This window comes from Streptomyces sp. NPDC032721 (assembly GCF_055579625.1).
Genome location: NZ_JBVIMX010000001.1, coordinates 223382 through 243643, shown reverse-complemented (window position 1 = coordinate 243643; position 20262 = coordinate 223382). Strand labels below are relative to the sequence as shown.

Here is a 20262-nt window from a genome sequence, read left to right as displayed (position 1 = left end):
CCGGTAGCCGCACCACCGTCCGCGCCACCAGCCTCACCACCGTCAGCCGCACCACCAGCCGCCCCGGCCGCGTCAGCGGCCCCCGCACTCCGCTGATACGCCAGCACCAGCCCCACCAGATGGCGGCAGATCCCCGGTGCCGCGCACGAGCAGCGGCCGGGGTCGAGGCCTGCGCCCGGCGGGAGTTCGGTCTGTGTGCCGTCCCCGAACACGGCCCGCACCAGGCCGTCCGCCGTCGCGGAGATCTCGGGGCCGGAGCCCGCCTCCCAGTCCTTCGTGGCGCGCTTCACCAGCCCCCGGTTGGCGAGCGAGGCCAGGGTGTCGGGAGTGAGCGCGAGCAGATCCGCCCGGACCGTGGTCATCCGCCCAGCCTTTCCGCGACGAACGCGGCCAGCTGCCCCGGCGTCATCGCCCCCATGTGCGCACCCACGTCCGCGAGCCGCTGCCCCAGCTCACGGTCGTACGCGGGATCCGCCGCCTCGTCGAGCGCGGCGAGACCCAGCACGGTCGTGCCCTGTTCGACCAGCCCGCGCACCGTCCGCACCAGCCGGTACGGATCGCCGCCCTCGTAGAAGTCGCTGATCACGGCGAAGACGCAGCGGCGCGGGTTGTCGATCAGCCCCGCGCCGTAGTCCACGGCACGGGCGATGTCGGTGCCGCCGCCCAGCTGTACCCGCATCAACAGCTCGACCGGGTCGGTGACCTCGCTCGTCAGGTCGACGACGGACGAGTCGAAGGCGACCAGATGGGTCTTGAGCCCCGGCAGCCCCCAGAGACAGGCCGCGGTCACCGCCGAATGGATCACCGAACTCGCCATTGACCCGGACTGGTCGACCAGCAGCACCAGTTGCCACTGCTCCAGATGACGGCGGGTACGGGAGTGGAAGTGCGGCTTCTCGATCAGCAGCCGCTTCTCGTCGGGGCGGTAGTGCGCCAGATTGGCCCGCAGCGTCTTGCGGAAGTCGAAGTTCCGGGCGATCCGGTGGCTGCTGGGGCGGCGCGACCTGGTCCCGGAGAACGCCTGCCGCACCTCCGGCTTCAGCCGCTCCATCAACTGCCGCACGACCTGCTCCACGATGCGCCGGGCGAGCCGCAGCACCTCCGGGTTCATCAGGTGCTTCGTGCGCAGGACCGCCTTGAGCAGCGTCGCACTGGGCTCGATCCGCTCCAGGACCGCCGGATCGGTGACGATCTCCTGGATGCCGTACCGCTCGACGGCATCGCGCTCCAGCCGCTCCACGGTCTCCTTCGGGAACAGCCGGTGCACCTCGTCGATCCAGTCGACGGCCGTCACCGCCGAAGGGCCGCTCCCGCCGTGCCGCTCGCCGCCGGCGTCCGATCCTGCACCCCCGGAACCCCGTACCCCGCGCCGTGCCCGCTCGGGATCACGTCCGTACAGCCACTCCAACGCCGCGTCCCGCGCCGCCCCCTGGCCGCTCAACGCCCCCGTGCAGCGCTCCGCCGGCTCGCCCAGGATCAACCGCCACCGCTCCAGCCCGGCATCGACCGGACCCCCGCCCGTCCCGCCGCTCATGCGGTCACCTTCCCGCTCTCGTGCTCCCCGCCGGCCAGCCCGTACCGCCCGAGCAGTGCGTCCACCGACTCCTCCAACACCCGGCCGCGCGCCGTCACCAGCGGATCGGCGACCGTCCGCAACAGCGTCCTGGCGGACCCGCGCACACCCCGCCGCGCCATCAGCCGCCGTGCGATCCGCTCGCGCTCGCGCGGCGGGAAGAACGCGAACGCCTGCCGGAGCGAGGGCAGCGCCACCAGGAACTCCTCGTCCGACATCGCCTCCACGATCGAGTCCAGTACGTGGACCAGCGATCCGTCCCCATCTCCATCCCCGTCCCCGTCCCCACCGCCCCGGGCCACCTCGTCGCGCGCCACGGCGAACAGCCCCGCCAGCCAGTCCCCGAGCAACCCGCCGCCAATGGTGAAGTCCCGTACCGCTTCCGCCGGTTCCGGGCTCCGTTCCCCGTCCCGGTCCTGGTCCCGCAGCTCCCGGTGGAGTGCGAAACCCGCGCCCCGCAGATCCACCGGAGCCTCCGGGTCGAGGGAGATCCGCCGGGCCGCAGCCGCCACCGCCCCGGTCGGCACCCCGAGCAGCTCCGCCGCGTGCACGCAGGCATCGCGCAGTGCCACCACCGCGCGCAACCGGCCGAAGTCCACCCCCGGCGCCCCACGCAGCCCTTCGAGCAACCACAGCAGCCGGACCGCCGCACCGTCGACCACCGATCCCAGCAGCGGGCCGCGCGCCACCCCGTACACCCGGTCGTGCCGCCACAGCCCGAGCGCCGTCGACAGGACCTCGCCGAGCGGGCCGGGTTCCTTCAACTCGCTCACACAGTCGGCCAGTTCGGACAACAGCCGGGCGGACACCGAGCCGACCCCGCACAGCACCGCGTCGAACAGCGCGCCCGCCAGCCCGTCCGGGCCGGACTCCCGAGCCCGCTCGGTGAGCGCGGTGGCCGACGCCTCGTCGAGCCGGGCACCGTACGCCCCCGCCTCGACCAGCGCCGCGTCCCGCCCCGTACCGTCCCGGGGCTCCCACCGTTCGGTGAACACCGGATCCGCCCCGTGCGCCGGGCCGGCAACCCGCCCGTGCCCGGGCACCCCGAGCACCCGCAACCGGTGCAGCAACCGGCTCCGCTCCAGGTCCCGCGCCGACCCGAGATCCAGCGACACCGGCTCGTCGGCCCTGATCCCCAGCCCGGCCAGCGCCGCCGCCACCTCGTGCACCAGGGGCGGCGCCGGAGTGTCCGGATGCAGCTTTCCCGTCCGGTCCCCGCTGCACGCGGCAACCATCTCGACGACCACCGGGTGCGACCCGACGGCGAGTTCCCCGCGTCCGGTCCACGGCAGCGGCCGGTCCAGATCGTCCGCGATCAACGCACCGGCCAGCCCGTCCAGTACGTCGGTCCTGGCCGGGGCGGGGTGCCCGCGCAGCGCGGTCAGCCCCTGTGTCAGGGTGCGGGCGGCGATCAGATCCGCCGTGGACACCGGGTGCTTGCGGCCCCGCAGCCGCGCGACGACGGTACGCGTCAGCCCCTCGGCGGCGGCCTCCACCCCGTCCTCCCACACCCGCTGGTAGTAGCCGGGCGACGGCATCCCCGACTGGTACCCGGCGAAGGCGTCCAGCTGCCGGAAGGAGTACGGCACCAGGTAGCTCCCGGACAACGCCCCCTCCGCAGGAGCCGGAACCCCGGGCCAGCGCGCCTTCCTCCGGCGCGCCTCCGCCACCCCTTCCCCGGCCAGCCTCCGCAGCGCGGGCGTGTGGAAACCGCCCGTCACCACCAGCACCGGCCGCTCCCCGGCAGCCCGCACCGCGGCCCGCACCCACGACGCCATGTACTCCTCGCGCGCCCGGTCGCCGGAGTCCGCCTCGGCCTCGCCGCGCACCAGCTCGAAGTACGCGTCGAGGCGTTCCGCGAGTCCGGCCGCCGGTTCCACCTCGAACAGCCGGTCCCACAGGGCGTCCACCGAGTCCACCGCGAACCGCTCGCGCAGCCGGTCCGTGGCCTCCGCGTACCGGGCCTCCGCATCCGCGTAGCGGTTCGTGCGCTCCGCGAACGCCGGGTGCCAGGCGGGCAGGTCGATGAACCGGACCTCGGCCCCGGCCGCCCGCCCCGCCGTCAGAGCCACCCACTCCGGGGAGTACTCGCACAGCGGGGTCCACGAGGTGGCCGCCCGCTCCCCGTCCCGGTAGTGGCTGAACACGGCCACCGGCAGGTCGTGGCCGAGCAGCAGCTCGTCCAGCCGGCCGTTCAGGTCGGCCGGACCCTCCACCAGCACGTACGCGGGCCGCAGCGCGGCGACCGTCTCCGCGACCAGTCGCGCACAGGCGGGGGAGTGGTGCCGCACCCCCACGAACCTCACCGCGCCGCTCCCCACCGCGTTCACCCGTCCAGCAGATGACGTGCGTCGTGCAGGGCCTGCCACTGCGGACCGCGCCGCCGGACCACCCGCTGCTCCAGGAAGCGGCGCAGCCGGGCCAGGTCCTCCGGGCTGTCCTTCGCGGCGGTGCCCGCCAGACAGGCCACCACATCGGCGGCACTGCCCGCCTCGCCCCGCAGGAACCACCCCCGTACCCCGACCGCGTGCGCGACGGACACCGCCTCGGCGGTGCTCATCACCGCCGACAGCCGGTCCGAACCCGAACCCGAACCGCTCTGTCCCGCTCCGCCGCCGGACCGCAGCTCCCGGAACGTCCCGACCAGCACCTCCAGGACGTCCCTGTCCGGTGCCACCGCCACCCCCGACCGGGCGAGCAGTGCCCCGGCCTCCGCCTCCACCAGCGCGAGTTCCGTGTCGAGGTCGGGGATCGGGAAGACCGTCTCGAAGTTGAACCGGCGCTTGAGGGCCGCGCTCATCTCGTTGACGCCCCGGTCCCGGGTGTTCGCCGTCGCGATGACGTTGAACCCCTGCCGGGCGAACACCATCCCCTCGGGCCCGTCCAGCTCCGGAATCGCCACCACCCGCTCGGACAGCAGCGAGAGCAGCGAGTCCTGCACCTCCAGGGGACACCGGGTGATCTCCTCGAACCGGACGATCCGGCCCTCCGCCATACCGCGCAGCATCGGCGCCGGGACCAGCGACCGCTTCGAGGGGCCCTCCGACACCAGCAGGGCGTAGTTCCACCCGTATTTGATCTGGTCCTCGGTGGTGGCCGCACCGCCCTGCACGGTCAGCGTCGACGTACCGCTGACGGCCGCCGCGATCAGCTCCGACAGCAGCGACTTCGCCGTGCCCGGCTCGCCCACCAGCATCAGCCCACGGCTGGTGGCGAGGGTCACCAGCGCCCGGTCCACCAGCGACGGATTGCCGACGAACTTCCGGCTGACGCCCGCCCCGGCGTCCCCGACCACGAACCGTCTGGCCGCCCGCAGGCTCAACTCCCAGCCCGGCGGCCGGTGGTCGGTGTCCGCCGCCCGCAGCGCGGCCAGCTCGTCCGCGTACCGCACCTCGGCGGGCGGACGCTGCAACCGGACGTCCCCGCCCGGGCCGTGACCGTTGCTCCCGCTCATCGCACGGCCCCTTCCGTGAGGTCCGTCAGGTCGGCGAGCACCTCGGACGCCGCGACCGGGTCGAGGTCGCCGAACCGCAGCCCACTGTCCCTGTGCGACCAGTACGCATCGGGACGGTCGGCGACGACGACCCGCTCAAGCCCCTGCTCCGGGATCACGTCGATCGCGCCGACCGCGATGCCACCGTCGAGGTCGATCACCGCATAGAGGTTCTCGCCGAGCTTCTTGCTGATCCAGCACTCCACCCCGGCGTCCTGCGGCACCCCACGGTCCCAGCCCCGCTTGGTCAGCCCGAGCATCTTGGTGGTCGGCACCTTCAACCCCTCGAACCGGGCGAGACTGCTGCCCTCGGCCTCCGCCGGGGTCAGCCGGTGCACCGCACGCCCCAACTGGGCGAAGGGCTGCAGGATCTCGTAGTCGGCGAACACCTCCGACCAGGCCGACACCGCCTCCTCGCCCAGCGTCAGCGGATGCGCCAGCCGCACCGAAGCGTCCTCGGGGAGCACGAACACCTCCTCCTCGACGTCCGCGAGCGTACGGTCCTCCGCCACCCGGAACGCCGTACCCGCCCCCTGCTCGGGCTCGCACACCCACACCAGCCTGCGCACCAGGTGCCACATCAGCGGATGCCGGACAAACAGTTCCCGGAACTCCTCCGCCGACCACGACCGGCCCGCGACCATCGCCGACTCCAGCCGCCGCACCTGGTCGGACGCGATCGTCCGCACGTCCTTCTTCAGCGCCATGAACCGCTTGCGCTCCGCCGGGGCCAGCTCCGCGTCGTCCCTGGCCCCCGGCTTCGGGAGGTCCTTGAGCCGCTTGCCGTCACCGTCCAGGACGTACGGACGCAGCTGCTCGTCGAAGCCGACGGTGAAGCGGCGCGTGCCGTAGTCCACGACCGTCGAACCGTCCGCGTCGAGCCCGAAGTCCGGCACCAGCCGGTCCGAGAGCTGCTCCCCGGTCAGCCCGAGCCCCTCCGCGACCTGCGCGATCTTCTCCTGCGCCTTCGCCTTGAGCGCCTTGAACTTCACCCGCTGGGCGATTCCGTGCAGATGCAGCAGCGCCACGTCGGAACCGATCGCGGCCAGCACCTCCAGGCCCTCCACCGCACGGTGGTGCGCCCCCGCCCCGGGCCAGACCCGCAGGATCGGAGTCAGCCGCCGCACCGTCTCGTCGTCACCGACCGCCCCCAGCGCGTGCAGCGCCCAGCTCTCCTTGGGCGGCAGCCCGGCAAGCCGCCACTCCTCGAACAGCGCCCACCCGAACTCGGCCAGCGCCGCCGGATCACACACCTCCCGCACGGCAGCCAGACCCGGGTACGGCTCCTCCGGCTTCGACAGCGCCAGCATCGTCACCACGTGCCGCGCCGACTCGACCGGCAGCGCCGCCTTCCCGCCGCGCACCGCGAGCTGCGGCAGCACCCCCGGCTCCGCCCACGCCCCGACCACCGGCATCTTCGCCGGCAGCGCGGTACGCAACGGATCCGCGTGCAGCAGTACGTCCACGGCCTCGGCAGCCTCCGCCCCGTACCCGGCAGCCGCCGCCGACACCACCTCGGCACCCTGCTGGGCCGCGATCAACCGCAGCGCCCGCTCGCCCGCCCGCCGCTCCGCACCCGCCACGCCCACCGCGTCCGGCACCAGCAGCCCGGCCGCCGCCACGGCGTGCCGCGCGAACCACGAACGGGCCAGCGGGGAAACCGACTTGAGCCGGGTCAGCCAGTCCGCCATCAACCGGGCCACCCGTACGTCGACGTACGGCATCAGCAGCATCCCGTGCATGGCAGGACGGCGCTTGACCACTCGCAGCAGCAGGCCCAGGGCGTCCACCCCGAACCGTCCGGCCACCGGCTTCAGCAGGTCCTCGCCGTCCCACAGGTCACTGGGTTCCCAGGTGTCGAGGAACGGCCGCACCTCCTCCTCGGCACGCATCACGAACAGCACCGCGGACGGCGTCGACGCCTCCGTCAGCTCCTTGCGCACCTTCTCCGCGGAGAACCCCGCCACCTGGCTCCCGTACCAGGCGTTCTGGTACCAGGAACGGGTGTTGGCCCACTGCTCCCGCTCACCGGGCGCCCACACCACGGCCGCCTCCGCCGTCACCGTCAGCCCGGTCACCGCACGGGGTCTCGCCCCGGTCCCGCCAGGACGCAGCCACGGCGGGGAGACCAGCACCTCTGGAAGCCCGTCGGCCGGGGCGTCCGGCAGCTGCCCGGACGCGTCGGCCAGCGGGCGGACCAGCTCCGCGACTGCCTCGGGCAACGACGGCAGCACCGCCTCCACCAGCGCCCGGTGCCCGTACACATGACCGCGCAGCAGTCGGCTCGCGACCTGTGCCCGCGTGGACCCGCCCCGTGCGGCCGTCGCAGCCAGCAGCCGCAGTGCCCGCACCGGCCACCGGCCCACCGCCTCCTGGAGAGCCGGGCCGGCCCACTTCTCCTCCACCTGAGCGAGCAGGGCCGTGAACGCCTCGTCGGTGGGAAACTCCGTCAGCGCCTTCGCCAGCAGCCGCGACTCGTCCAGGTTCCCGCCCGCCTGGGCCACCTGCTCCATGAGCGGACGCGCCGCCGCCGTGCCGATCCCCTCGGCCAGGGTGGCGATCGTGCTCACCGACCAGCCGGTCCAGCCCAGCCACGAGGTCCCGCCGAGTGTCTCCAACTGGTCGGCCGAGCCGAGCGAACACATCAGCAGCGCCCGCACCGCACCGCCCTGCTCGCCGTCCGGCCCCGGGTCCGCGCAGCACGCGTCCACCCACTCGGTCTGGGTCGGCAGCAGGTACGCGGCCACGATGCGCCGCCGCCCCGTGCCCAGTTCCGCCCCGACCGCCGCGACGGTCCGCTCGTACGTCGCGTCGTCGGTGGCGGCGAGCAGCGCCCGCACCCGGTCGACGGCCGGGCGCCGGGCGTACGCGGTGGAGATGCCGTTCCCCTCGGCCAGGACGGTGATTCGTTGCTGCCGGCGGCGGGACTGGAAGTAGTCGTAGTGCAGCTGCGTGTCCAGGTACTCGATGACCGTCCGGGCCGCGAAGGGCAGCCCGTGCCGTTCGACCAGGGCGTCGATCCACTCGCGCTCGGGGGTCCGGGGGATCATCGCCAGCACCGCCGCGGCACCGACCGGGTCCGGGCTGCCGGCCAGGTGCCGCCGAGCCGCCTCGACCAGCCCGGGATCGCTGTCCTTTTCGGCCATGCACGATTCGATCATCGAACGGTGCTCCGCGAGGACCGCGTCGAATTCCGCGACCGCCGTCGGGGACGCGGGCGTCGGCCTGCGCGTGATGCCCCCGCGCCGGGTGTGCAGCACCCGCCGCCACGACGCCGGAAGCACGAAGGTCTCCTCGTCGGGGATCACCACGGGCGCCTCGACGCCGACCGCCGCAGGAGCGGACCGAGGCGCCGCAGGGGATACGGGAGGCGCAGAGGACGGAGAGGACGGAGCGTCAGCGGCCGAGCCGACCGCGACGTACCCCTTGCGTTCCTTCTCCGCCACCGCCTTCGCGAGCGCGACGGCCGCGGCCCGCTCGGAGGGGTGTTCCTTCACCTGCGTACGGCCGTCCGTGCCGATCCGCCCGTATCGCACGGTCAGTGCGGTCCCCTCCGCACCGGCCTCCCAGAACTTGGCCGAACCGCCCTCGACGTACTCCCAGCGCCCCACAGTGCCCACCCCATCGTGCCCGTACATCACGGCCGTCGGCCGCTCTCCGATCAAGTACGAACACAGTAACGAGCACCACTGACAACGCCCCGCCCAGCAGGCGGAACCGCAGGTCAGCGACTGGCGGGAAGTCCGCCCGCCCACACCGGGGCGGTCCCCGCCAGCCGGCACACCATCAGATAGAGGGGGATGGGCGGGGTGTACGGAGCCGGGCCCTCCGGGGCGTGGATCAGCCGCAGCCGCGAGGACCCCACGTACGCCCCCGCCGCGTACTCCGCGGGCTCCGGCCACGGCAGCCCGAGGTCCGAGCCCGAAGGAACGATCCACCACCAGCGGTCCGCGTCGGCGAACACGCAGCCCGGTCGCGCCAGTTGCCTCAGCAACCGCTGCCCGTGCCGGGCGGGGAGCCCCACCGCGTCACAGCCGAGCGGGGTGTGGTCCTGGCCGGGCGGCAGCACCAGCCGGGGCGTGGAAGCCGAGGAGGAGGCGGACGAGGAGGACGAGGAAGAACCGGAGGAGGAACCGGGACCGCCGGAGCTGTGACGGCGCATCCGGGTCAGCCGGTCGGCGAGACGATGGCTCATCGCGTACCACTGGTACCACTGTGGGACAGCTCGGCCCACACCGTACGGCCGCAGTCCTCGCCGTACTCCTGCGAACCCCAGGTGTCGCACATCGCGTCGACCAGGAACAGCCCGCGACCGTGCTCCCCGGCGGAATCGGAGGCGGCCTTGCTCCGCAGCGTGGGGCCGTCGGCGCCGACCCCTTCGTCCTGTACGGATATGCGCAACCGGCCGTCCCCGTCGGAGAGCTCGCACCGGACCCGCTCGCTCCCCGTGTGGATCACCGCGTTGGTCACCAGCTCGGACACGACGAGCGCGGCGGTGTCGCCGACGTCCCCGAAGAGTCCCCAGTACGCCAGCCGGTCCGTCGTCAGATGCCGTGCGCGCGCAACCGACTCCGGACATGCGGGCAGCGCAAATCCGAACCTTCGGACATGGGCTCCCTGAAGAGGGCCCATGACCTGGGGAAAGAGCGTGGAGCCAGGTACCACGACCGCATCCTCACCAGTGGGGGAGCGGCTCCCGCGCACCGCCTCCCCCGATGCGGTGCGCGGCAGCCGCGTGAACCAGTTCACGCCACAACTCTCCCTCTGCCCTCTCCACTTGGCAAGGGGCACTCTGAAATTTTCAGAGTGTCGTTTCGGAGATCAGGAACGCGTGGCACACTGCATCGCAACAGCACGTGAGATCAACCGGCAATCGGTGACGGTGAGTTACGGGGAGGACATTCATGAGTGAACCGAGGTCCGCCCCGACCGTCGGTCAGGTCGTGCTCGGGAAGCGGCTCCAGGACCTGCGCGAGCGCGCCGGACTCACCCGTGACGAGGCCGCGAAGGTGCTGCACGTCGCCCCGGCCACCGTCCGTCGGATGGAGACCGCCGAAGTCACCCTCAAGATCCCCTACGTACAGGTGCTGCTGAAGGCGTACGGCAGCAGCGACGCCGACTGCGACGCCTTCGTCGAGCTGACCCAGGAGGCCAACCGGCCCGGCTGGTGGCAGCGCTTCCACTCGATCCTGCCCGACTGGTTCAGCATGTACGTGAGCCTGGAGGGCGCCGCGTCCCTGGTCAGGTCGTACGACCCGCACTTCGTGCCGGGACTCCTGCAGACCGAGGACTACGCGCGTGCGGTCATGCGCACCGGAGCCATCGGCCAGACCCGCCCCGAGGACGTGGAACGGCACGTCGCGCTGCGCATGGAACGCCAGGCACTGCTCACCGGACCCGACGCCCCCACCCTGTGGGCACTGATGGACGAGACGGCGCTGCGCCGCCCGGCCGGCGGACCCGATGTGATGCGCGCCCAGCTCGACCGGCTTCTCGACGTCGCCGAGATGCCCAACGTCACGCTCCAACTGGCGGAATTCTCCGCCGGACCGCACCCGGGCACGTACGGCCCGTTCGTCCTCTTCCGGTTCGCGGTCCCCGAACTTCCCGACATGGTCTACAGCGAGTACCTGACCGGAGCCGTCTACCTCGACGCGCGCCTCGAAGTGGCCACCCACCTCGAAGTCATGGACCGCATGGCAGCGCAGGCCGCCACCGCACCACGCACCAAGGAGATCCTCGCGGATTTCCGCAAGGAGCTCTGAAGCCGAATGTCCCGCATACCCCGCGACGGCCGCCACGTCGACCGAGCAGGTGACCGCCGCAGCGACCGGCGGGCCGACCGGCGCCCCGGCCACCGCATCTACAACGGCATGCCCGCCGGCGACCTCCCCACCGACGGCTGGTCGAAGCCGTGGAGCGGCGGCAACGGCGGCAACTGCGTGGAGACCATGAAGCTGGCCGACGGCCGCATCGCGGTCCGCCAGTCCGCCGACCCCGAAGGCCCCGCCCTCATCTACACCCCCGGCGAGATCGCGGCTTTCATCCAGGGAGCGAAGTCCGGCAAGGCAGACTTCCTCCTGACCTGACCTGACCTGACCTGACCAGACCTGCCTGATCCGATGACTGACTTGATGGCTCACCTCCCCCTGTTCTTAGCGCACTTGACCCCCAGGAGATTCAAATGACCGGGCAGGACCGCACCACCGGCAGCTCCGCTTCCGTCGAGATCGACACCAGCAAGCCGCACCCGGCCCGGATGTACGACTGGTTCCTCGGCGGCAAGGACAACTACCCGGTCGACGAGGAAATGGCCAAGCAGCTCCTCCTCCTGGACTCCCGGGGCCGCGACATGGCCCGCGTCAACCGCGCCGTGATGCACCGGGCCACCCGCTGGCTCGCCGAGAACGGCATACGCCAGTTCCTCGACATCGGCACCGGCATCCCCACCGAGCCCAACCTCCACCAGATCGCCCAGGCCGCCGCCCCCGACGCGCGCATCGTCTACTGCGACAACGACCCCATCGTGCTCGCCCACGCCGAAGCCCTGCTGCGCAGCACCCCCGAGGGCGCCACCGAGTACATCCAGGCGGACGCCCGCCGCCCCGAGGAGATCCTCGAACGCGCGGGCAAGGTCCTCGACTTCGACCGGCCCATCGCGCTCTCCCTCGTCGCGCTGCTGCACTTCGTCGGCGACGAGGACGGTGCTTACGAGATCGTCCGCAGGCTCATGGACCGGCTGGCGAGCGGCAGTTACCTGGTGCTCTCGCACGTCGCCCGCGACTTCGACCCGGAGGGCGCCGCCAAGGCCGCCGCCATGTACAAGGCCCGCGGCCTCACCCTCCAGCCCCGCTCCCGCGAAGAGGTCACCCGCTTCTTCGACGGTTACGAGCTCGTCGAGCCCGGCGTCTCGCTGGCCGCCGAGTGGCACCCCGAGCTGGGCGAGCCCGTCCCGGTCGCCGGTGACGAGCCGATCCCGGGCTGGGTGGGCGTCGCCCGCAAGATCTGACGGATCGGATCGGATCGATACGGTCCGATCCAGTCCGGTCCGGCTGGTGGTGGCCGCCCCCAGGGACGGCTACCGCAGCACCAGCACCAACACGGCGAGCGCCAGCATCCCCGTCATCAGGGCGGCCCAGAAGTACAGCTTCCGCAGGTGCTCGGCCATGACGGCCACCGCATGGACGCCGTCCCTGGTGGGAAAGACGTAGTACTCCGTCCTCGGCGCCTGGACGTACGTCACCCGGTACACCGGAAGCTGCTCGAAGCGTACGTTCCGCAGGAGCTCCGGTCCCTTGGCCCGGGACCGGTCGAGGTCGTGGCGGTGGCTCTCGTCCAGCATGTCGCCGAACGGCTCGTCGGGGTCCTCCAGCACCAAGGACGACCAGTTGCCGAGAGTCTTGACCCTCTTCCGGGCGGACCCCGGCGGGTATTCGCGCGGGCGCTCGGTGATCTGCGGATCCGACGTGACGCGACGGATCCTCCCCTCCGTCCAGAAGGAATTGCTGGCCTTGCCACCGCACTTCTTGCAGGTGACAGTGCCATCGGCGTCACACTTCCGGCACGGTACGAAACCATCCCCCTTGCAGTCCCCGCACTGGGTTCTTCCGTCTCCCGCGCAGGTTCTGCAAGCGGCTTGAGGCGTGTGGCACCGCCGGCACTTGACCCGTGTGCGTGACCGGCGCTCGTCCGGCGTGAGCTTCGGCGGGATCCAGTCGCTGCCGGCGTTCTCGCCGCCGCAGTAGTCGCAGGCGCTCGTCGTCCCCTGGCACTCCGCGCACTTGACGCTCGCGGGGCAGTCCACCCGGCCCTTCTCGCAGTCCGGAGCCGGACACGGCACCCGGCCGTCACCGCACGCACAGGGGACGTTCTTCGCGCTGTCGCGCAGCAGCAGGTCCTTGGCCAGGGTGTCGTCCACACCACGCGGCGGCGGCAGTTCCACGGCGTCCAGGTCGTCGTACACCTCAAGTTTCGCCAGCCGCTCGGGGAGCGGACCGTGCTCCCGGCGCTCCTTGGCCTCGCGGGTCTCGGTCAGCCGGGTCACCTCGCACCGGCTCCGGTGCATCTCCTCGATGCGCGGTGCGTGGGCGGGAGTTCCCGGCTTGAGCAACCCCTCGACCGCCGCGCGTATCTCCTCGTCGGACAGTGCCCCGGCCATGTCGGTGCCTCTCTGCCGTCACTGACCCTGCGCAGCGAGGTTAGAGGTGGCTCGGCGCGCGCTCAAGTGGCCGGGCACGGCGGACGTACGTACGCCGAGGGGCGCCGGTCCGCAGGCAGACACCCTGCGGACCGGCGCCCCTCGCGCACAGCCGGCGCCCGGACCCGCTCAGACCCCCGGCGGCACGTGCGAAGGCCGGCCCGACCCCCGCGTCATCGAGTACCCGGCAAGGCCCGCCAGCGCGGCCAGCACCGCACCGCCCGCGGTCCAGATCCACCGGTCCGACCAGTTCCCGGATGCCCAGCCGCCCTCGGGAGCGGCAGCCGCCGAAGCCTGCCTGGGCGGGTTCTGCGCGTCCTCCTTCTCCGGGGTCGTGGCCCCCGGCACCAGCGGCGCCGTCAGCGACCCGTCGACCGCCTTCGACCCACCGGCGCCGACCACGGCGGCCCGCACCTCGGCCTTCACCGGCAGGCCCAGGTCGTCGTCGGCCAGCGAGGACACCGTCAGCCGTACGTAGTAGGAGCCCGGCAGCGGATCGTTGGACGACTGCTCGGCCCAGCTCCGTACCGTACGAAGGTGGCAGGTCAGGGCAACGTCCGCCGCCTCCTTCGCCGCGGTCGCCGACGACGAACCGTAGGTGCACGGCTGGCGGCGGCGCAGCCCGTCGTACACATCGAGCCGCCAGGTCTGCGCCGCGTGCCGCTGCGCGGACTCCGGCAGCACCACCTTGGCCGTGACGGTGGCGTCCTGTCCGGCGTCCGCCGGGAACACCCAGTACAGGTAGTCACCCGTCGAGGCACCCGCCGTGGCGAGCTGCCCGGACTTCACGGCGGTGGCGGTACGGAAGTTCGTCCCGGCCTCCGTCGGAGCGGCCTCGGCGCCGTCGGTCGCACCGGGCGACGGGGAGGGCGACTCGTCCGCCACCGCACCCGGAGCCGTACCGAAAACGGCGGCAGCCGCCAGCAGCACACCCGTCAACACACGTGTCGTACGCATCAGTTGGTCCTCCAGACCGCAACGCGCCAGCGCGAGACCCAGCCGAAGACCAGACCCGCGAGCAGGCCGACCAGCGCCAGTACGCCCAGCAGCCACCAGCCGTGCCCGAGCCCGAACGACGCCACATCGGCGGCCTTCTTCGGCGCGTCCACCAGATCGATCGAGAGCTCCACCGGCATGCCCGGCTCGGTCTTCACACCGGCCGGCGCCGAGAACGAACTGCTCACCTGGAGACACACCGTCTCCGCCGGAGCCTCGTCCTGACCCTGCGCGGCGGCCACCTCCGCCTTCGGGTAGCGCAGCCCGGACGAGATCACGTCGGTGCGTCCGTCCCCGGACTCCTGCCCGCGCACGATCTCGCGCCCGGCCTTCGTGGAGGCCCGTACCAGCACGCCGTAGTCGTTGTTCACGGCGCGGTCGGCGCCGATGCTCACCGAGGCGCGCAGCTCCTGGCCGGGCTTCACCTCGACCTGGTACCAGCGGTGCTCGCCGAACTTCTCGCGGTCGGTGTAGAGACCGGCACCCAGCTTGGGCGCGGCCGCACAGGCAGCGCCGCCCTTGGTGGCGATCGGCGTGACGACCGGGTCGGCCGCCCGGTCCACCAGCTGTTTGACCCGCTTGGAGAGCTGGTCCTTGTGCTGTACGGCGGTGTAGGTGCCGCCCGTCGCCTCGGCGATGCACGTCAGCTGCTGGCGGATCTTCGCGTTCGGCACCAGACCGAGGGTGTCGATCACCAGATGGGTGCCCTTGGCGGCGATCTCGCGCGCCACCACGCACGGGTCGAGCGGCCCGCAGGTGTCCTCGCCGTCCGTGATCAGCACGATCCGGCGGGTCGCGTCCCCGCCCTCCAGGTCCTTCGCCGCGCCGAGCAGCGCGGGCCCGACCGGGGTGAACCCGGTGGGGGCGAGCGTGGCGACCGCGGTCTTCGCCTCCACCCGGTTCAGCTTGCCGACCGGGTAGAGCTGCCGGGTGTCCTCGCAGCCGAGCTTCTTGTCGTTGCCCGCGTAGTTCGCGCCCAACGTCCTTATGCCGAGCCGTACTTCCTCGGGCGTGGCGTCCAGGACCTCGTTGAAGGCCTGCTTCGCCGCGGCCATCCGGGACTGCCCGTCGATGTCCCGCGCCCGCATCGAGCCGCTGACATCGAGGACCAGCTCGACCTTGGGGGATTCCTTGGGGGCGCCCTCGCCGGTGGCAGGACCGTCGTCGGCGAGTGCCGGCGACGGGAGCAGCCCGGCGGCCAGAGCGGCGAGCAGTGCGCCGCACGCTCCGGCCGCCAGTCGTTTCCGTGTGATCATCGCCGGATCCTATGGAAGATCATCAGCCATGCACAAAACGAGGGGCAGCTGCTATCCCTGAGGCGGTGTCAGCGTGACCAGGAACTTCTTCGCGGGTCCCACGTTCCCCGCCGCGTCGACCGTCCGGTACTCGACCGTGTGCGTCTTGTACTCGGGCGTCGCGTCGTCCCACGGCACCACGCGCGGCGTGCCGAGCTTGCCGTAGACGAGGTCGTCGACGTTCGTGCCCGACGGGGTGAACAGCCACGGCTTGTCGGCGTCCGTCGGCCAGCCGTAGTAGGTGTACCAGCCGTCCCCGTTGACCCGGAACTGCGAGACCACCGAACCCTGCTGGTCGTCCTTCGCGCTCAGCTTCATCGTGAAGGGCCCGTCGTAGACGTACTCGACGGGCTTCCCGGGCTTCCGGACGGTCCGCACCGGCTTCGACAGCTCGTACGACGCGGAGGCGGTCGTGGCATCGACCGTCCAGGTCAGCGTCCGGTCCGTGCCCGCGATCCGGGCCTTGAGGGCGTACGTGCGGCCGCCGGGCAGCGGCAGTTTGCCCAGATCGAGGTCGCGGTCGTTGCCGAGGGAGGTGGTGACCGGCAGCCCGTTCAGGGTCCAGCGGACGGCGGGGGAGCGGCCCGTGGAGGAGGGGTGCGAGGTGTCCGCGTACACGACGGACTCGGCGCCGACCGGCTTCTCCGTGGCCGTGTGGCCGGTGAAGTCTGCTGCCTCTGCGGTGTGTTGAGCGGTGACGCCACGGTCGACGGTCCAGCTGACGGTACGGGTCAGCGCCGCCGACGCCCGCACCTTCGGGTCCCGTACGAACGGCGTCGGATCGCTCACCGTCGCGGTCAGCGTGTGCGTGCCCTTCCCGATGCCCAGGCGGCGCAGCTCCAGGCTGCGGCTGCCGAACGTCGCGGGAACGGCCTTGCCGTCCAGCCGCCACACCACGTCGAGCGCGCCGCCCACCGGGTGCAGGGTGTCCACCCACACCGTGCGGTCGGTGCCGAGCGGGGCGGTGTTGGGGGTGTGGTCCTGGACGAGGTTGACCTTCTGGGAGATGGCCTGGGTCATCACCTCGCGCTCGATCTGGTCGAAGTCGTAGCCGAGGGTCTTCATCATGGAGTGCTTGCTCGGCCGCCAGACGCCCTTGGTGGAGTACATCCCGCCCTCGAAGCGGCCGATCCGGCCGCCCGACAGGCTCTCCTCGCCGAGCCAGCGCCACCACTTCTGCTGTTTGGCGCGCATCTCGGCCTCGGTGAGCAGGGTGTGGTGGGTGGAGGCGGGCTCGCCGCCGGTGTACGTACCGCCGGGGACGCCGCGCCCGTAGTAGTCGTACTCGTCGTCCAGCTTGCCCAGCGAGTGGCCTATCTCGTGCGGGGTGATGAGGGTGGAGAGGGCGTTGCCGCCGGACGCGGTGGCCCAGGAGCCGCCCGCGCCGCCGTACGTCTTGCTGTTGGCGAGGGCGACGATCTGCCGGTTGGCGCTCTTCGTACCCGGTACGAGATCGGCGGCCGCGGTCGCCTTCTTCGTGTCGACGGTGAGCAGCCGCTGCACGCTGGCCGCGTTGCAACCGCCCCAGAAGGCCATGTCGAGGGGGGTGTCGCGGCGGGCGTCGGAGAGCCCCGGATCGCAGTCGACGCCCGACTCGGGGGACGGCAGCTCGACCGCCCAGACATTGATGTAGGAACGGTAGGAGGCGAACGGCTCGATGCTCCACAGCACGTTCATGTGCTTCTCGACATCGGCCCGGAACTTGGGTATCTCGGCGGCGGTGTACCCGTCACCGAGGACGACGAGGTTGAAGCGCTTGTCGGTGGGGCCGGTCGTCTGGACGGGGACGACGGTGGCGGCTGCAGGAGCTGAAGGAGCCGAAGGGGCCGCAGGGGCCGATGGGTCGGCAGGCACGGCCACGGCGGGCGGGGTGAGGGCAGCGGCGAGGAGTGCGCCTGCCACGGCCAGGAGTGCGGATCTCTTCTTGGTGCGCGAGGATCGCATGAGTCGCATGGGCGGGAGCGTACGACCGGCCTCAACTGGGCGTAAAGAGGCCCTAGTTGCGCAAGATGTGGCTCAGGTGTGCATGGGCGGCGGAAAATTCACCGTCTCGCAACACATTCCAGGATGCGGACGAACACCGATTCGACGTGGACAAAAGCGCCTGCTCACTGCCACTCTCGCGCCATGCTTCCTGCCTCCTTCGCCGGCCCTGTGCGCCGTGTCTCCCACCCCTTCGGCCGTGGCGTCGCCGCCCTCGCCGTCGTCGTCTCCGCCGCGTTCGCCACCGGTTGTGCCCCGCAGCCGGAGCCGGGCGCCGGAGCGTCCTCGGGTGGACCTTCGGCCGCCAAGGGCGGCTCCTGCGAGCAGGGCAAGCTGGCCACCGAGACCGCGGGCAAGCTGACGGTGGGCACCGACAAGCCCGCGTACGCCCCGTGGTTCAAGGACGACAAGCCCGAGAACGGCGAGGGCTACGAGTCCGCCGTCGCGTACGCCATCGCCGAGAAGCTGGGCTTCAAGAAGACGGACGTGGTCTGGCAGACGGTCGCGTTCAACAACGCCTTCGCGCCCGGCGAGAAGAAGTTCGACCTCGACCTCAACCAGATCTCCATCAGCGAGTCGCGCAAGAAGGCCGTCGACTTCTCCTCCGGCTACTACGACGTGCGCCAGACGGTCGTCGCCCTCAAGAACTCCAAGGCGGCGAAGGCCAAGTCGGTCGCCGGCCTCAAGGACGTCAGGCTCGGCGCCCAGGTCGGCACCACCAGCCTCGACATCATCAACGAGGTCATCAAGCCGACCGAGAAGCCTGCCGTCTACCAGAAGAACGACTTCGCCAAGGCGGCCCTCAAGAACGGCCAGGTCGACGGCATCGTCGTCGACCTCCCCACCGCCTTCTACATCACCGGAGCCGAGGTCCCCGAGGCGGCGGTGATCGGCCAGTTCGCCGACACCCTCGGCAAGGCGGAACAGTTCGGCGCCGTACTCGACAAGGGCAGCGCGCTCACCCCCTGCGTGACCGGCGCCGTCGACGCCCTGCGCAAGGACGGCACGCTCGCCAAGCTGGAGAAGCAGTGGCTGGCGGATGCGGTGGACGCGCCGGTGCTGAAGTGACCGTCGCCGAGGATGCCTTGAAGAAGACCGGTACGGAGAGCGGCGGCGCGGACGACGGCTACGTCCCCTCCGCCCGCCGCCTCGAACGCGAACGCTTCAAGCGCGGCCGGACCCGCCGCGCCACCGCCATCGCCGCGATCAGCACCCTGATCACGGCGGCGGTCCTGTATGTCGTCATCGTCAACTCCCCGGGCTGGCAGCGCACCCGCGAGACCTTCTTCGACCCGGCCTTCGCGGCGCAGGCGTTCCCGAAGGTCATCGAGGGACTGTGGCTCAACCTGCGCCTGCTGGTGGTGTGCGGGGCCGCCGTCCTCGTCCTCGGCATGCTGCTCGCCGTCGCGCGCACGCTGAAGGGCCCGGCGTTCTTCCCGCTGCGGGCGCTGGCGACGGCGTACACGGACTTCTTCCGCGGCCTGCCGCTGATCATCAACCTCCTCATCGTGGTGTTCGGCGTCCCGGCACTGCGCCTGACCGGCGTCACGACGGACCCGGTGATACTCGGCGGGGTCGCGCTGACCCTGACCTACTCCGCGTACGTGGCCGAGGTCTTCCGCGCGGGCATCGAGTCCGTACACCCCTCGCAACGGGCGGCGGCCCGCTCGCTGGGGCTGTCGAATCGGCAGACGCTGCGTTACGTGGTGCTGCCGCAGGCGGTACGGCGGGTCGTCCCGCCGCTCCTGAACGACCTGGTGTCCCTCCAGAAGGACACCGGCCTGGTCTCGATCGCGGGCGCGGTCGACGCCGTGTACGCGGCACAGATCATCGCCAGCCGCGACTTCAACTACACCCCGTACATCGTCGCCGGACTGGTCTTCGTCGCCCTGACCATCCCGATGACGCGCTTCACGGACTGGATCACGGCACGGATGGACAAGCAGCGGGCGCAGGGAGGAACGGTATGAGCGACGACAAGCCCGTGCTGCGGTTGGAATCGGTACGCAAGACGTACGGCAAGGACACCGTCGTGCTGCGCGACGTGGACCTGGAGGTCGCCCCGCACACCGTGACGGCGCTGATCGGCGCCTCCGGCTCGGGCAAGTCCACGCTCCTGCGCTGCGTGAACCTCCTGGAGGAGATCGACGACGGAGCGATCTTCCTCGACGGCGAGGACATCACCGACCCCCGCACCGATCCGGACACGGTACGGCGCCGGATCGGCGTGGTCTTCCAGGCGTACAACCTCTTCCCGCACATGACGGTGCTCGACAACATCACCCTCGCCCCGCGCCGGGTGCACGGCACCTCGAAGGAGGAGGCGGAGGAACGCGGCCGCGAACTGCTTGAGCGGCTGGGCCTGGGCGACAAGGCGACGTCGTACCCGGACCGGCTGAGCGGCGGCCAGCAGCAACGGGCCGCGATCGTACGGGCGTTGGCGGTACGGCCTCGGCTGCTCCTGCTCGACGAGATCACGGCGGCGCTGGACCCGGAGCTGGTGGGCGAGGTGCTGAGTGTGGTCAGGGACCTGAAGGACGAAGGCATGACGATGGTCCTGGCGACCCATGAAATGGGCTTCGCGCGGGAGGTCGCGGACCAGGTGTGCTTCCTGGACGCGGGAGTGGTGCTGGAACGGGGAACACCGGCGGAGGTCTTCGGGGCGCCGAAGGTGGCGCGAACTCAGCAGTTCCTGAAGCGGATTGTGGAGGCGGGGCGGCTCTGA

At 71.6% G+C, this 20262-nt stretch carries 16 protein-coding genes; 6 read left to right on the top strand and 10 right to left on the bottom strand.

The window, feature by feature from the left end:
• Positions 1-358: 358 nt before the first annotated feature.
• Genes ACZ5PB_RS01015 through ACZ5PB_RS00990 form a run of 6 tightly spaced genes read right to left on the bottom strand, consistent with a single transcriptional unit; the run spans position 359 to position 9731 of the window.
• A complete protein-coding gene (locus ACZ5PB_RS01015; RefSeq protein WP_468686659.1) occupies positions 359-1534 on the bottom strand; it encodes a VWA domain-containing protein in 1176 nt (391 codons plus the stop codon).
• Entirely contained in the window at positions 1531-3903 is a 2373-nt protein-coding gene (locus tag ACZ5PB_RS01010) for a DUF5682 family protein (protein ID WP_468686657.1), read from the bottom strand. Before ACZ5PB_RS01010 ends, ACZ5PB_RS01015 begins: the two co-directional genes overlap by 4 nt.
• Positions 3900-5027: an ATP-binding protein gene (locus ACZ5PB_RS01005; protein ID WP_468686656.1), complete on the bottom strand. Its 1128-nt coding sequence runs from the start codon at positions 5025-5027 to the stop codon at positions 3900-3902. Before ACZ5PB_RS01005 ends, ACZ5PB_RS01010 begins: the two co-directional genes overlap by 4 nt.
• Positions 5024-8731 (bottom strand): DUF4132 domain-containing protein, encoded by a 3708-nt coding sequence (locus ACZ5PB_RS01000; protein WP_468686655.1) that lies wholly within the window; start codon positions 8729-8731, stop codon positions 5024-5026. The genes ACZ5PB_RS01005 and ACZ5PB_RS01000 overlap by 4 nt, the downstream gene beginning before the upstream one ends.
• 59 nt (positions 8732-8790) lie before the next feature.
• Positions 8791-9261 carry a hypothetical protein gene (locus ACZ5PB_RS00995; RefSeq protein WP_468686653.1) on the bottom strand — a complete coding sequence of 157 codons (471 nt, stop codon included), beginning with the start codon at positions 9259-9261 and terminating at the stop codon, positions 8791-8793.
• Positions 9258-9731 carry an ATP-binding protein gene (locus tag ACZ5PB_RS00990; protein ID WP_468688214.1) on the bottom strand — a complete coding sequence of 158 codons (474 nt, stop codon included), beginning with the start codon at positions 9729-9731 and terminating at the stop codon, positions 9258-9260. Before ACZ5PB_RS00990 ends, ACZ5PB_RS00995 begins: the two co-directional genes overlap by 4 nt.
• A gap of 239 nt (positions 9732-9970) precedes the next feature.
• Between ACZ5PB_RS00990 and ACZ5PB_RS00985 the strand changes: the two genes are divergently transcribed.
• The 3 genes from ACZ5PB_RS00985 to ACZ5PB_RS00975 all read left to right on the top strand — a co-directional run bounded on the left by ACZ5PB_RS00985 (position 9971) and on the right by ACZ5PB_RS00975 (position 12075).
• A complete protein-coding gene (locus tag ACZ5PB_RS00985; RefSeq protein ID WP_468686651.1) occupies positions 9971-10831 on the top strand; it encodes a helix-turn-helix domain-containing protein in 861 nt (286 codons plus the stop codon).
• A gap of 108 nt (positions 10832-10939) precedes the next feature.
• Positions 10940-11155: a DUF397 domain-containing protein gene (locus ACZ5PB_RS00980; protein WP_468688213.1), complete on the top strand. Its 216-nt coding sequence runs from the start codon at positions 10940-10942 to the stop codon at positions 11153-11155.
• A gap of 95 nt (positions 11156-11250) precedes the next feature.
• Complete coding sequence (locus ACZ5PB_RS00975) at positions 11251-12075, top strand: SAM-dependent methyltransferase (RefSeq protein WP_468686649.1); 825 nt, start codon at positions 11251-11253, stop codon at positions 12073-12075.
• Between the two features lie 69 nt (positions 12076-12144).
• Here ACZ5PB_RS00975 and ACZ5PB_RS00970 read toward each other — a convergent pair whose 3' ends face one another.
• The 4 genes from ACZ5PB_RS00970 to ACZ5PB_RS00955 form a co-directional block, all read right to left on the bottom strand.
• Entirely contained in the window at positions 12145-13224 is a 1080-nt protein-coding gene (locus ACZ5PB_RS00970) for a hypothetical protein (RefSeq protein WP_468686648.1), read from the bottom strand.
• 168 nt (positions 13225-13392) lie between these two features.
• Positions 13393-14220 carry a hypothetical protein gene (locus ACZ5PB_RS00965; RefSeq protein ID WP_468686647.1) on the bottom strand — a complete coding sequence of 276 codons (828 nt, stop codon included), beginning with the start codon at positions 14218-14220 and terminating at the stop codon, positions 13393-13395.
• Complete coding sequence (locus ACZ5PB_RS00960; RefSeq protein WP_468686646.1) at positions 14220-15515, bottom strand: VWA domain-containing protein; 1296 nt, start codon at positions 15513-15515, stop codon at positions 14220-14222. Before ACZ5PB_RS00960 ends, ACZ5PB_RS00965 begins: the two co-directional genes overlap by 1 nt.
• Before the next feature lie 51 nt (positions 15516-15566).
• On the bottom strand, positions 15567-17507 hold the full coding sequence (locus ACZ5PB_RS00955; protein ID WP_468686644.1) for a M64 family metallopeptidase: 1941 nt from the start codon (positions 17505-17507) through the stop codon (positions 15567-15569).
• 174 nt (positions 17508-17681) lie between these two features.
• Between ACZ5PB_RS00955 and ACZ5PB_RS00950 the strand changes: the two genes are divergently transcribed.
• From ACZ5PB_RS00950 to ACZ5PB_RS00940, 3 genes are read left to right on the top strand one after another with little or no spacing between them, the layout of a single operon-like run.
• Entirely contained in the window at positions 17682-18605 is a 924-nt protein-coding gene (locus ACZ5PB_RS00950; protein ID WP_468686643.1) for an ABC transporter substrate-binding protein, read from the top strand.
• On the top strand, positions 18602-19507 hold the full coding sequence (locus tag ACZ5PB_RS00945; RefSeq protein WP_468686642.1) for an amino acid ABC transporter permease: 906 nt from the start codon (positions 18602-18604) through the stop codon (positions 19505-19507). The genes ACZ5PB_RS00950 and ACZ5PB_RS00945 overlap by 4 nt, the downstream gene beginning before the upstream one ends.
• The gene (locus ACZ5PB_RS00940) at positions 19504-20262 is read left to right on the top strand and encodes an amino acid ABC transporter ATP-binding protein (protein ID WP_468686641.1); all 759 of its coding nucleotides are present in this window, start codon (positions 19504-19506) and stop codon (positions 20260-20262) included. Before ACZ5PB_RS00945 ends, ACZ5PB_RS00940 begins: the two co-directional genes overlap by 4 nt.

Coding starts and splice junctions, on each gene's coding strand:
- ACZ5PB_RS01015 (WP_468686659.1), bottom strand. CDS start 1,534: ATGAGCGGCGGGACGGGCGGGGGTCCGGTCGATGCCGGGCTGGAGCGG.
- ACZ5PB_RS01005 (WP_468686656.1), bottom strand. CDS start 5,027: ATGAGCGGGAGCAACGGTCACGGCCCGGGCGGGGACGTCCGGTTGCAG.
- ACZ5PB_RS00995 (WP_468686653.1), bottom strand. CDS start 9,261: ATGAGCCATCGTCTCGCCGACCGGCTGACCCGGATGCGCCGTCACAGC.
- ACZ5PB_RS00985 (WP_468686651.1), top strand. CDS start 9,971: ATGAGTGAACCGAGGTCCGCCCCGACCGTCGGTCAGGTCGTGCTCGGG.
- ACZ5PB_RS00980 (WP_468688213.1), top strand. CDS start 10,940: ATGCCCGCCGGCGACCTCCCCACCGACGGCTGGTCGAAGCCGTGGAGC.
- ACZ5PB_RS00975 (WP_468686649.1), top strand. CDS start 11,251: ATGACCGGGCAGGACCGCACCACCGGCAGCTCCGCTTCCGTCGAGATC.
- ACZ5PB_RS00970 (WP_468686648.1), bottom strand. CDS start 13,224: ATGGCCGGGGCACTGTCCGACGAGGAGATACGCGCGGCGGTCGAGGGG.
- ACZ5PB_RS00965 (WP_468686647.1), bottom strand. CDS start 14,220: ATGCGTACGACACGTGTGTTGACGGGTGTGCTGCTGGCGGCTGCCGCC.
- ACZ5PB_RS00960 (WP_468686646.1), bottom strand. CDS start 15,515: ATGATCACACGGAAACGACTGGCGGCCGGAGCGTGCGGCGCACTGCTC.
- ACZ5PB_RS00955 (WP_468686644.1), bottom strand. CDS start 17,507: ATGCGACTCATGCGATCCTCGCGCACCAAGAAGAGATCCGCACTCCTG.
- ACZ5PB_RS00950 (WP_468686643.1), top strand. CDS start 17,682: ATGCTTCCTGCCTCCTTCGCCGGCCCTGTGCGCCGTGTCTCCCACCCC.
- ACZ5PB_RS00940 (WP_468686641.1), top strand. CDS start 19,504: ATGAGCGACGACAAGCCCGTGCTGCGGTTGGAATCGGTACGCAAGACG.